General features: G+C 48.3%; 11 protein-coding genes. 6 read left to right on the forward strand and 5 right to left on the reverse strand.

Annotated elements, in window-relative coordinates; genetic code table 11:
- Nucleotides 1-9: 9 nt before the first annotated feature.
- Nucleotides 10-978 carry a porin gene (locus BUQ98_RS06625; protein ID WP_074213053.1) on the reverse strand — a complete coding sequence of 323 codons (969 nt, stop codon included), beginning with the start codon at nt 976-978 and terminating at the stop codon, nt 10-12.
- A gap of 538 nt (nt 979-1516) precedes the next feature.
- On the opposite strand from BUQ98_RS06625, the gene dinG reads away from it, so the two are divergent.
- The 6 genes from dinG (at nt 1517) to BUQ98_RS06655 (ending at nt 8130) form a co-directional block, all read left to right on the forward strand.
- Complete coding sequence (gene dinG, locus BUQ98_RS06630) at nt 1517-3589, forward strand: ATP-dependent DNA helicase DinG (protein WP_074213054.1); 2073 nt, start codon at nt 1517-1519, stop codon at nt 3587-3589.
- Between the two features lie 14 nt (nt 3590-3603).
- The gene (locus BUQ98_RS06635; protein WP_074213055.1) at nt 3604-4377 is read left to right on the forward strand and encodes a sulfite exporter TauE/SafE family protein; all 774 of its coding nucleotides are present in this window, start codon (nt 3604-3606) and stop codon (nt 4375-4377) included.
- Nucleotides 4378-4421: 44 nt separating this feature from the next.
- The gene (locus BUQ98_RS06640; protein WP_254813884.1) at nt 4422-4973 is read left to right on the forward strand and encodes a primosomal replication protein; all 552 of its coding nucleotides are present in this window, start codon (nt 4422-4424) and stop codon (nt 4971-4973) included.
- Between the two features lie 36 nt (nt 4974-5009).
- Entirely contained in the window at nt 5010-5936 is a 927-nt protein-coding gene (locus tag BUQ98_RS06645; protein WP_074213056.1) for a histone deacetylase family protein, read from the forward strand.
- The gene (rsmS, locus tag BUQ98_RS06650; protein WP_074213057.1) at nt 5933-6103 is read left to right on the forward strand and encodes a pleiotropic regulatory protein RsmS; all 171 of its coding nucleotides are present in this window, start codon (nt 5933-5935) and stop codon (nt 6101-6103) included. Before BUQ98_RS06645 ends, rsmS begins: the two co-directional genes overlap by 4 nt.
- Nucleotides 6104-6699: 596 nt before the next feature.
- Nucleotides 6700-8130, forward strand: a complete 1431-nt coding sequence (locus BUQ98_RS06655) for an alanine/glycine:cation symporter family protein (protein ID WP_074213058.1) — start codon at nt 6700-6702, stop codon at nt 8128-8130.
- A gap of 103 nt (nt 8131-8233) precedes the next feature.
- On the opposite strand, the gene BUQ98_RS06660 is transcribed toward BUQ98_RS06655, so the two are convergent.
- From BUQ98_RS06660 to BUQ98_RS06675, 4 genes are all read right to left on the reverse strand, one after another.
- Nucleotides 8234-8437: a hypothetical protein gene (locus BUQ98_RS06660; protein ID WP_074213059.1), complete on the reverse strand. Its 204-nt coding sequence runs from the start codon at nt 8435-8437 to the stop codon at nt 8234-8236.
- Between the two features lie 147 nt (nt 8438-8584).
- Nucleotides 8585-9316, reverse strand: a complete 732-nt coding sequence (locus BUQ98_RS06665) for a 3'-5' exonuclease (RefSeq protein ID WP_074213060.1) — start codon at nt 9314-9316, stop codon at nt 8585-8587.
- Nucleotides 9317-9325: 9 nt separating this feature from the next.
- Nucleotides 9326-11203 (reverse strand): DUF294 nucleotidyltransferase-like domain-containing protein, encoded by a 1878-nt coding sequence (locus tag BUQ98_RS06670; RefSeq protein WP_074213061.1) that lies wholly within the window; start codon nt 11201-11203, stop codon nt 9326-9328.
- Nucleotides 11204-11363: 160 nt separating this feature from the next.
- Entirely contained in the window at nt 11364-13001 is a 1638-nt protein-coding gene (locus BUQ98_RS06675; RefSeq protein ID WP_074213062.1) for a BCCT family transporter, read from the reverse strand.
- Nucleotides 13002-13223 lie beyond the last annotated feature (222 nt).

Genomic DNA, 13223 nt, shown 5'->3' on the forward strand with positions numbered 1-13223 from the left:
TAAGTTCAATTAGAACTTAACTTCCATGCCTGCTACGTAGCCGAAGTCTTGTTCATCACCGTCGCTGTCGCCAAGTTCTGCGTAAACGTGTGCGTTACTGTGCAGAGCATAAGTCACGTTAGCGTAGTAACCATTAAGATCTGTAGAAGTACCATCTGCGTCTTGGTTGTCGTAGCCAACACCAAAGGTGGTTTTGCCCATTGTGTAATCAGCGGCGAGTGATACATAGTCTGTATCTACGTCAGTAGCACCAGTTTTATCAGTGGTACGACCATACGATGCTGCAATTCCTACATTCTCGATACCTGCGTATTCGATTTCGAAGTTATAAGCTTCAGTATCTGCATCAGACACACGGCCCAAGTCTTCAGCCAACTGATAGTAAACACGTGCATCTACGTCAGCAATACGATAGCCTAAACGGCCTTCGTAGATAGTTTGATCGTCAGTAGTGTCATCACCTTCACTGTAGTCAGTGTAAGTCACTGCACCGTAAAAAGAACCGTTATCATAAACGTACTTACCAACTTGAGCGGCTTGGTTGATATCTACACCAAAACTATTTACTGACAACTCGTAATCTTTAGTGATACCAGAATCGTCCATCAATAGGTACTGACGACCTGCAGTGAACTGACCCCAATCACCTTTAAAACCAACATAGAGTTCGTCGTTTTCAACATCACCGCGGTTTTCTAAGTCATTACTATCTGCTTTTAAATTTTCAAATTCGAACGCCATTGCGCCGATTACAGAAAGCTTGTCTGAAACGGCAACTTCAGTGTTGATAGCAAAGTCACCGTCATCTAGACGCCACTTGCCGTCTTGGTTGTTGCCGATGTCTTGGATGTACTGAACTTCAGCTGCACCTGACGCGTCTACTTTAACGCCTTCTGCGTCATACAGGTTGATGCTTGCTGATGCTGAGCCAGCAGCCAGCAGAGCTGGTACTGCCATTGCTAGAATAGTCTTTTTCATGGTTAATCCACTGCCTTTTCTATTTAGTCATTATGAGTTCCTTCTTGGAACTCTGTTTTATGGTGACTGTCACTCTATTACCAGCAGCAAAAACGCTGCGAAGAACAAAATGCCAGTTCACTGAAACTTCGACGCTAATCGTGCAGAACATTTGTGTTTCTGTCAACTCGCTGGAAGCGCATTACAATCTAGACAAAAAAACCTTAAAAACAACAATATAGCAATATTTAATGAACTAAGATCACAGTTTAATTCACCCAAACCATCCTTTTTGATGAAAATAAACAACAAACACCAGAAGAATAAAACACTAAAGTTTATTGTTTAAAATACAATTAACAGGATAAAAAACTAATCAATAGCTTAAATCAGGCGTTTTGTTAATCAAACGGCAGATCAGCAAGATAGCGAAGAATGGTTCAAATTAAATTCGTGACCAAGGTCTCATATCTGTAAGGAAAACTTACATTTCGAGATCGTTTTCACGTTTTTGACCCGTGTTATACTGCGCATCAACCTTTGCAAATCGGACCTGTTGATGCTCAGCCCTGCCGTAAAATCAGACATTCGCGCGTGCTACCAAACGCTACAAGATCAACTTCCCCACTTTATTCCGCGTAAAGCTCAAAACTATTTAGTGGCCGAGCTGGCGAAAACTCTGGCAGGTGATTATGACCCTAAACGCCGCCTATTAGTGGCAGAGGCAGGCACTGGGGTCGGCAAGTCAATGGCCTACCTCATGGGCGCGATCCCATTTGCACTCAACAACAATAAAAAAGTGGTCATTTCCACCGCGACGGTGGCGTTGCAAGAGCAGCTTGCCAATAAAGACATTCCGTTTTTTCATCGCATCTGCCCCAAACCGTTTGATTTTATCTTGGCCAAGGGACGCCAACGCTATTGCTGTGCGCATAAACTAAGCGCGGTGGCGGACACGGAAAGTATTCAAGGGGCGCTATTCACCCAAAAACCCAAGCGTAGCGAGCAATTATTATTGAATGATCTCTACGCGGCACTCAGCCGTGGCAAATGGGATGGCGACCGCGACAGCTGGCCAAAGCCCATTGCCGATCACCTTTGGCAGGCAATCGCCTCTGATAAGCACACTTGTCATGCCGGTTTGCCCGCCCACCGCGGTTGCCCATTTGCCAAAGCGCGCGAAGCGATGGATAAAGCGGATGTGGTGGTCGTGAACCATAGTCTGCTGTTAGCCGATTTAGAGCTAGGGGGCGGTGTTATCTTGCCCGAGCCAGAACAGTGCCTGTATATGATTGACGAGGCGCATCACTTGCCCACCGTCGCGCGCGATTTTTCTGCGGCCAGTGCCAGCTTACTCGGTGTCATTGGTTGGTTAGAAAAACTCAACCAAGCCGCCACTAAACTCGGGAACACTGCGGATATCAAACGTGCGCACCGCTTTGTTGACAGCTTACTCGAGGCGATACAAACCCTGATCCCAGGGTTACGCGAGGTTAAACAACTGCTCAGTCAACTACCGCTCAACGATGATGGTTGCTACCGTTTTGCCGGTGGCGAACTTCCCGATACACTTATCTCACCCAGTGAGCAGTTAAAAGCCGCGAGCAAAAAAGCGCATCAAGCATTAGGCAAGCTCCATGATTTGATCAATGAGCGTCTGAAAGAAAATGACATTTCGGCAAAACTGGCCGATCCAGCCCTCGCTGAAACCGCCTTTTTCCTGCAACGATTAGAAAACCTTGAGAAAGTGTGGAGCTTAATGGCCCAACCCAATTCGGATAAAGGGGCTCCCTTGGCACGCTGGGTACAAGCGTGTCGAGAGCGTGAAGGGGATCTTTGGGTCCATGTGTCCCCCTTAGAAGTGGGTTGGCGCTTAGACCAAATGCTTTGGTCGCGTGCAGCGGGCGTCGGTCTGTTCTCCGCCACCTTGCGTGCCCTCAACCGGTTCAGCTATTTCTGCCGTCAAGTTGGCTTGAGCGAAACAGACGGCTCGCGTTATTTAGCCTTGCCCTCACCGTTTGATTACGCCAATAAAGCGCGCTTGGTGATCCCCACTATGCCTTGTGAGCCCCAAGCCAGTGCCTTTACTGGTGCGCTCAGCGATAAAATACTCGAACACCTGGAAGGCGAACGTGCCTCTTTGGTGCTCTTCGCTTCTTATTGGCAAATGAAGCAAGTGACACAAGCGATAGAAAGCACTTGCAAGCAACGGGGCTGGCAACTCCTCTGCCAAGGGAACCAATCACGCACCGCGCTGCTAGACGCCCATCAGAAAGCCGTGAGTAAAGATAAAACCAGTATTATTTTTGGTACCGGTAGTTTTTCGGAAGGGTTAGACTTACCCGGTAACTTATTGACGAACCTTATTATTACCAAAATCCCCTTCGCTGTGCCGACGTCCCCGGTGGAAGAAGCGCACGCCGAATATATTGAGCGCTGTGGTGGCAACCCGTTTTTACAAATTGCCGTGCCAGAGGCAAGTAAAAAGCTCGTACAATCAGTGGGTCGTCTACTGCGCAAAGAGGAGGATTCTGGTAAAGTAGTGCTCCTTGACCGGCGCATTATCACCCGTAGATATGGCCAATCCTTACTCGACTCGCTGCCGCCCTTTAAGCGCGTGATCGAACCTTAAACTAACGAGTTAACATGCTGGAACTGATTGACCTCTCTACCTTAGTTATACTGGGGCTCACTGCTTTTGTCGCTGGGTTTATCGATGCGGTAGCCGGCGGCGGTGGCATGCTGACTGTCCCTGCTCTCTTATCGCTTGGGCTCCCGCCGCATGTCGCGCTGGGTACCAATAAGCTGGCCGCAACCTTTGCCTCAAGCACCGCGGCTTTCACCTATTATAAGAAACGCCTGTTCTCGCCCTTGTTTTGGCAACATGCATTTTGGGGCACCTTGATTGGCGCAACGGCCGGCACTTTGCTGGTTGACGTGTTAAGTACTGAGTGGTTAGAAAAAGCCATTCCGATCGTGGTATTAGTCGCTGCCGTTTACACCATCTGGCACCCACATCCAAAGGGAGATAACAATCAGCTGCCTGCTTGCTGCCCGAAATTACCAATAAAACAATGGAGTCAGGGTTTATCACTTGGCTTCTACGACGGGGTGGCAGGTCCGGGAACCGGTGCATTTTGGACGGTTTCCACCATGTCGCTCTATCGGATGAATATTTTACTGTCCTCAGGGCTGGCAAAGGCGATGAACTTCACCAGTAATATTACGTCGTTAGTCGCTTTTGCACTCTTGGGCCACGTGAACTGGGCACTCGGTCTCACCATGGGCGCGTGCTTAATGCTCGGGGCATTTATTGGTGCGCATTCGGCAATTCGTTTTGGCAGCCAGTTTATTCGCCCTGTTTTTATCACCGCTGTCGTGATTTTAGCGGGTAAACTTGCGGTCGATGCTTGGTTCTAATGCCAAGCCTTTTTAGCACCTGGCTTCACTGAGAGAGACATACGATGAAAGCGCAAATGGATGCTATGTCCCAACACCTTGAGCAACTGGCAATTCAAGCCGCAGACGTCGACCGGCGTCGTGGGGAAGCCAATGCGCCTTTATTTGCCACGACCCTTTTTCACTGTAAAGGCAAGCTCCTCACCCCCTGTGTAAACGAAGCCCAAGGATTGTTAGCGGTCATGCAGCGCGATCATCAACAAGGCACGCTAACCGATGCGCGCGCGACCCATATTTGCGAGACCCTCTTATCGCAAATCACGGCCCTGCAGCGTGAACTGGCAACACAACCGTTGCGTAAGCAAGAGCAGGCTAAACGCGGGCCACGACGCCAGTCTATCGCCGAGCTCTATCAAGATTTGGCTAAACACCAAGACTGGGAGCGACGCCTGTCAGATAAACTTCGTGATGCAAATGCAAGCCTCGATATTGCGACCACCCCGGCGGTGCGACAACAGTATCAAAAGCAAGTCCTCGCCTTGGAACAGCGTCTTATGCGCTGCACAAAAGCGCGTGAACGTATTGAAACCACGATCAGTTATCGAGAAAAAAGGTAGGGCTTCGACCCTAAGATAAAACAAAAGGAGAGACACGTGCTGCCATTGATTTATCATCCCGTGTACTCGGACTTCCCTCTTCCCGAAGGGCACCGCTATCCATTACAAAAGTACCGGCTCTTATTTGAACGCCTACAAACTTTGGCGCTCCCCGTCCGCTTTCATCAGCCGGCACCAGCAACACGAGAGGTCATTGATGCGATCCATGACCCGAATTATGTCAGTCAGTTGTTGGAAGGCCATTTGCCCTTAGTGAAAATGCGTCGGATAGGCTTCCCTTGGAGCCGAGCCCTGATAACACGTAGCTTAACGTCGCTCGGTGGCACCACATTAATGGTGGATCACGCGCTGCGTTCAGGCTTTGCCATCCACCTTACCGGTGGCTATCACCACGCTCATTATGACTTTGGCAGTGGGTTTTGCCTGTTTAATGATTTAATGATTGCGGCTCGCCATGCACTCACTCAGCCAGGTGTAGACAAAGTGATGATTATTGACTGTGATGTTCATCATGGTGATGGTACCGCTGCATTAGCCGCCAATCATCCGGATATTATGACGTTCTCTGTCCATTGCGAGAAAAACTTTCCATCACGAAAGCCTCCCTCAGATTTGGATTTACCGCTACCTAAAGGCACACAGGACCAAGATTATCTAGACGCTTTTTTACCTTTATTAGATCTCGCGCTCGCACAGCATCGTCCTGATATGGTGATCTATGACGCTGGTGTCGACGTGCACCAAGATGATGCGCTTGGCTATTTGTCATTATCGGCCAACGGCATCTATCAGCGTGACGTCGGTGTGCTCTCTCGTTGCGCATACAACGATATTCCGGTCGCTGCGGTGATTGGTGGTGGGTATCACGATGATCAGCATCATTTAGTGCCTTTGCACGAGCAATTAATCCAAGCAGCGATCAACGCCTTTCCTGCAACTATTTCTCCCTTGGAGGTGTCATGACACAACCCCACTCTGCCCACTCTACTGGATTAGAAAATGCATCAGATGACGTCAAATTAGCGGTTGACCTTATCTATCTACTCGAAAGTCACAATATTGATCCGGACACGGCCTTGTCGGCTCTCGAGATCGTCAAACGGGATTTACTCACTAAAAAAAATGACTAACATCCGGCTAACTGACCAAACACGCCTAGTTTTTAAGCCGAGATACCTTTGTATAGCGTGATGCGAACGACTTTATGATGAGGCTTTGATCACATTTTATTCAGGATAAAAAGATCTAATCATTCGTCATCAATCGCGTGATATTATTCGAAGAATCGAAATATGACCGCTTTAACATCAAGTAATTAGGGTGAAAAGCATTACATTTCATTTACAGTTATTACTGCTATTATTAACGCCCAGCACCGTTCAAAAAACCACCAAATCAATAATCATCTAGTGTTTTGTCTCACAAATATCGGTATTATCCGGCGTGCTCCACGTAGTGTATCGATGTGCTAAGACATCGGTATTACCCCTAGTGGCGCACTCTGGCAACAGCCGAGCATGGATTCAAAATGCTGTTGCAGACTCAGCGTTCACTCGTTATATCACGCCACGATACATGGCTAAATCGAGTGTCTCGTTGCTCACCTGCACGGACAGCAGTGATCTCACATGGACAGTGGTTGTCGACCCTCGCTTCTTCACGATGAACGATAGGTTCGCGTTTTACGGAGCAAGGCGTCTCCCAACAGACAAAACAGAGTTTAATGATGGAACTACTTAAAAATCTATTTGTGTCCATAGTCGATACAGGTAACAGCCTCCTTTGGGGTAGCGTATTGATTTACCTTTTGATTGGCTTGGGTCTGTACTTCACCGTACGGTCTGGCTTCATTCAATTCCGTAACTTTGGCCACATGTTCAAACTAATGGCGGACAGTCGAAATGGTGCATCCGGCGGCATCTCGTCTTTCCAAGCTTTTAGCACAAGCCTCGCAGCCCGTGTGGGTACCGGCAATATGGCAGGGGTGGCCGTAGCCCTTTATTTAGGCGGTCCGGGAGCGATTTTTTGGATGTGGCTAACGGCATTGGTCGGTATGGCAACCAGCTTTGTCGAGTCAACCCTAGCACAAGCATATAAAGTTAATCATAACGATAAAACTTATCGCGGTGGCCCGGCTTACTACATTGAAAAAGGGTTGGGTCAACGCTGGCTGGGTATCCTCTTTGCGCTCTGCCTTATCATTGCCTTCGGCCTAGCCTTTAATGGTGTGCAGTCCAATTCTATTGCCGCTGCAATGAATACCGCGTTTGGTTTTAATGATTTAGCGGTTGGCATTGGTCTGGCTCTAGTGACCGCACCGGTCATTTTTGGTGGTATGCGCTCGGTTGCCCGGGTGGCTGAACTCATTGTGCCCTTTATGGCTCTAGCTTACTTGTTGGTTGCGCTCGTCGTCGTTGGGATGAACATTGAGCAACTCCCTGCCGTGCTCTCCAGCATTGTTAAAAGCGCCTTTGGCCTTGAACAAGCCGCAGGTGGTGCGATGGGCTACGCGATTGCACAAGCCATGATGCATGGTATCAAACGAGGGTTGTTCTCAAACGAAGCAGGTATGGGGTCCGCGCCGAATGCGGCAGCAACCGCGACGACCAAGCCCAACCACCCTGCAGCACAAGGCTACGTCCAGATGTTGGGGGTCTTTATTGATACCATCGTAATCTGTACCGCAACCGCATCGATTATCTTAATGTCAGGCATGCTCGAGCCAGAAAGCGGCCTAACCGGGATTGCGCTTACCCAAGAAGCCTTGGTCAGCCAAGTGGGTGATTGGGGTGCCGCCTTTATCGCAATCGCCATTCTACTTTTCGCGTTCACCTCGATTATTGCCAACTATTCCTATGGCGAATCGAACATCGAGTATATCTTTAAGTGCCGTAAAGCCATCTTATTATACCGTATTGCTGTACTTGCCATGGTATTGATGGGTGCAGTGATGGATCTGCCGTTGATTTGGAGCTTTGCTGACTTATCGATGGGGATGATGGCGGTGATCAACTTGGTCGCTATTGCGTTACTATCAGGCGTCGCCTTCGCGCTGATGAAAGACTATGAAGACCAGCGTCGCGCAGGCAAGAAACCAACGTTTGATCGCACTAAGTTTCCGAAACTGGATAAACAGATCGATAAAGACGCTTGGTAAAACCACGTTGCGTAGAACAAAACGTTTGAATAAAAAAACCACCGCATGCGGTGGTTTTTTTATTCGGTCATTTCCGCTTAGCGCGTTGATTGGTGCTACGGCTTTATCGGCTGAGCCAATATCCGATCAAGACAGTAAAAACCAAACAAGCGCCGGCATAAAAACCCAACTCGATTTTACGTGCCGTCATATCTTCTGCTTCTTCTGGCTTGAGGGTGAGCCCCCAATAGGCAAAACCAATCGACGATGACAACAACAGTACCCCAAGACCAAACACTAGGCCTTCAATTGCATGGATAAATGTCATTTATGTTCCTCTTACTTTCCGTCACTGGCTTTGTGGCACATAAAATTATACGCCTCATTGGCCACTACGGAAACCGTGCAGGAAGGGTTCAGTACTGGTTTCTTTTTTCGGGTGCGCACGTACTCGGCAGCACGAAAGGAGATAATCTTAACGCCATAACTCACTAATGGGTGTATCGGGTGAAAAGTCGTACGCGATCTGTGCTTGTAGCAACTCGGCGGTTGCTATGGCATCGGTGAGCGCATGGTGGCTTTGGTAAAAAGGCAAATGATAACGATATCGACTATCTGCGAGTCGAATCGATTCTGGAGGACGACGAACGACCCAATCCATAAAGCTTCGCTTGCCGGTTCGGTGTTTTCGCGCTTCTAGCTCCATGGTATCCACCATTGGAAAAATAATCCCCTCTCCTAAGCGCTGTTTTATTGCACGATCTAAAAACTCTCGTTCAATACGTCGATAATGCACTACCACCACTGAACCTGCCAACGCACTGAGTAATGGCTCAATCACATGAGAAAAGTCAGGCGCATTAACAATATCAGAGTGGGTGATCCCATGGATCACGATCGACGATTCCGCGAGCGGTCGATTGGGATTTACAATCCAGTGATGCGCATTTTGGCAACGAATACGGTTTAGCGTAAAAGGAACTAAGCCGATACTCACAATCGCATCTTGCTGACTATCAAGCCCTGTGGTTTCAAAATCCAATGCCACAAAGGACACTTGCGAGACAGGTGTATCGGGCGATATCCAGCCCTGTTGATAAAACGCTTGTAACGTCTCATGTTGCACGGTCTCCCGCTTGGTTTCCAACATGGCACGCCAGTCAACGTAGTCGGCATCCTCTTTTTTCCTCAAATCGAAATGAAGCATACCCTCCCCTTAAGACCGATTAGGCTGATAGCGGAATTTCAAGAACTTCTGCGCGTTACTTAATATCTGAAAAGCATCCTTGAGATTCCGACGCTCGAAATCAGACAAGTTTTCAGGCTCAATGTTATTGTCAGGTTCACGGCCCGCTTCAATATCCAATGCTTGATGACGGATCCTGACCATAGAAATAAACTCCATCGCATCACGCAAGTCAGGGCCTCGACCTTTAGGTAAGATCCCTGCTTCGATAATATCGTCCAAACGTTCGAAAGAGTTTTGTGAACGCGAATCCGTCGCCAAAGCGTGCACACGTATCAAGTCGGCTAAGGGTGCGGTACCACGACGTTTTAAGTTAATCGAATTATTATGGCGACCGTCTTGCTCCATCACAAAATCTTTAAAGAAACCGAGTGGTGGTGTCCGGTTCAAAGCATTACGTGCCATCGACGCCAAAAAACGATTATTTCGACGCGCGCGACGACCCACGAAAGCTTTAAGCTGCTCGGCCCAGTTAGTGCGGCCATGCACACCATCTAAGTCGAAGAAAATATTACTGTCGAGTAATGAGCGCGGGCTAGGATGATCAATCCAATCGGCAAAGCACTGCTCCCACTCTTTTAACGTTTTACGCCACTCGGGGTTGGTTGCCATAATATTGCCGGTGCAATAGGTATAGCCACACGCATTTAAACCGTCTGAGACCCGCTTGGAAAGCGCTTCAAAATAAGTATTGTGTTGGCGGTGATCATAGTTGTCATCCAAAATGATCGCGTTATCTTGGTCGGTGACAATCAGCTGTTCATCTCGTGCCATTGAGCCCATGGCGAGAAAGCAATAAGGTACCGGCGGCTCGCCTAGTTCCTCTTCGGCAAGTTCCAACAATCGTTGCTTAAAGCTACGTCCAATCACCGATAAAGCCGAACCAATCATATGTGAATTAGCATCTTCATTAACCATACGCACAAAGCAATCTTTTACCTGCTGTGACAAGATCACCAAGTCGTCAACTGATTGCTGACGGAAGATACTCGCGACTAAGAACAAACTGTTTTGTGACTCATAACGGGCAATATCGGATAAGGCAACGACGCCAATCGGTTTGCCATGCTGAATCACCGGTACGTGGTGCAGATTAGAACGTAGAATGGTTAACATTGCCTCGAAAATATAAGCATTGTGATCCAAGGTTATTAATTGAGGCGACATGATCTCCTGAACCTGTGTTTCATAAGGCAGCCCTTCTGCCAGCACACGATTACGTAAATCTCGATCGGTAATAATCCCCAAAACAGGCTTAAAGCCGGTATCTGGGTCAGGCTCATCTCCCATCACCAAAATGGAAGACACCGTTTCTTGTGACATAATCTGGGCGGCATATTGCACCGAGTCTGTACTCGCAATCATCACTGGATCACGAATAATCAGCTTTTTAACCTTAGAAGTGGTTAAGTCGTTGGCTTCATTATGGCTAGATACCGCTTGCCGTAATCGTGTTCGGTCTTCAACTTCAACAAAATCAGCAAAGTACTCAAAGTCATCAAACAAGCGATTAAACGTGGCTTCTGGAATAAAATAAATCAAGGTGTCTTCAATTGCTTTGGCTGGCATCCGCACCCGGTTATTCATTAAAAGGCCCATTTGGCCAAAAATGTCACCTTCAGAAATGCGATTATACAAGGTGCCATTACGGCGGAAGAGCTCCACGGCCCCGCTACGCAAGATCGCTAAGTCGTGAATCTCATCGCCGTAAGCAAAGATATCGGTCCCCGCACGGAAGTAGCTAATTTCAATGCTGGTCGCGACGTCAGCCACCACGTCTTCTGGCATTGAATTAAATGGGGCGTACTGTGCAAGGAATGTAGCAATTTCAATTTGTTCAGCTTCCATAGCGCTCACCTAAACCTGCGATATTATTCATGGAGTTAATGCCACGTGTCACTCCGTGGCAGCAACGCAATGCGCCTGCCCCATGCTATAAAAAAAGGCAGCCCCATAGGCCTGCCTTTTCTATCTTAGCTAACAATCAAGCAGTTAGCACACATCTTTATTATTTCGCACGAGGCTCAGAGGCGAGCCCCTTGAACAGCGATACCGTCGCGACAAGCAGTACCACCGCAAATGGAAAGCCTGTCGAGACCGCCATTGCCTGCAGGGCCACGAGCCCACCTCCTAGGATAAGCGCAACCGCAACCAAGCCCTCGAACACCGCCCAGAAAACGCGCTGGGAAACAGGGACATTCATTTTACCACCGGCAGAAATCGTATCGAGAACTAAAGAGCCTGAATCCGATGAGGTGACAAAGAAGACGATCACCAAAATAATACCAATAAACGACGTGATGTCAGCAAAGGGCAAGCCTTCCAACATCGCAAACAGCGTCAATGATAATTCAGCATCCACCACCGCGGTGTATCCTTCATTAACAAACTGATTAATCGCTGTACCACCGAAGGATGTCATCCACAACACACTCGCTGCCGATGGGATTAATAAGACACAAGTAATGAATTCACGCACCGTGCGACCGCGCGAGACACGCGCAATGAACATGCCAACGAATGGGGACCAAGAAATCCACCATGCCCAATAGAACGAGGTCCAACCTTGAGTAAAGTTGGCATCTTCACGGCCGAATGGCATTGCTAGCGCAGGCAGGTTTTGAAGGTAAGCACCGAGATTACCAAAAAAGCCTGTCAAAATAGCGACCGTAGGACCCACCGCGATTACAAAGATCAGCAATAAGAATGCTAATCCCAAGTTAATCTCCGACAAGCGCTTGACCCCTTTGTCAACACCCGCAACCACGGAAAAGATCGCCATCGCGGTAATCCCAATGACGAGCAGCACTTCGGTTGTATTTCCAAGTGGCGTATCGAATAAATAATGCAAACCACCCGACGCTTGCGACGCGCCAATACCCAGTGACGTGGCCAGGCCGAAAAGGGTTGCAACAATCGCCAGAACATCGATCACATGACCTGTCCATCCCCAAACGCGCTCACCAAATAGAGGATAAAACACGGAGCGAATTGTCAATGGTAGACCTTTGTTATAAGCAAACAAGGCTAAGCCCAATGCCAATACCGCGTAAATTGCCCATGGATGTAGGCCCCAATGAAAAATGGTTGCCGACATGCCCAGGCGCCGAGCCGCTTCTGTATCACCGGCTGCAGCCCCTAATGGCGCCCAATCAGTACGCATGCTATCAGCGCCAACCGTCCCCTCTAAGGCAGTTTGAAAGTGTGTCAACGGCTCTGAGACGCCGTAGAACATCAAACCTATGCCCATGCCGGCAGCAAAAAGCATCGCAAACCAACCACTATAACCGTAATCCGGGGTCGCTTCTGTCCCCCCGAGCCGTACCTTACCTAATGGCGAGAAAATCAATATCAAGCAAGCGATAACAAACACATTACCTGCAGAGAGAAAGAACCAATCTAGGTTCGCTGTCAACCAAGCACGCATATCACCAAAAATAGGGCTCATTTGGTTTTGAAAGGCTAAGGTCACAAAAACGAAGGCCATAATTGCCAGCCCTGAGACCATAAATACTCGGTTGTGAATATCAAAACCAAACGGCCCGAGTTTAAGGGCAACGTTATCCTGCCCGACCTGATAATCAGTGTCGATCGGATTTACTTGTCCGTCTGGTGTCATCATATCTTCATGGCTTTTATCGCTCACGCGTTTAACTCCTTAGTCCGTCTAGTCGGAAGCCTGTGAGTATTGGTCGACACTGCCTAAAGTGCTTGATATTTAAGCAAGAGTTAAATACCAAAAAGGGTGGCAATGACAACATCATCAGCAAGGATACCACAGCGCAATCTCTGTTTAATTAGGCCTCGAAGAGCTTGGTTAGTTTGCAACCACTCTTTCAGTCCAGTTGCCCTCACGGTGGTTATTGAA

Origin of the sequence: Salinivibrio sp. ES.052 (genome assembly GCF_900141775.1) — a bacterium.
Lineage (GTDB): Bacteria > Pseudomonadota > Gammaproteobacteria > Enterobacterales > Vibrionaceae > Salinivibrio.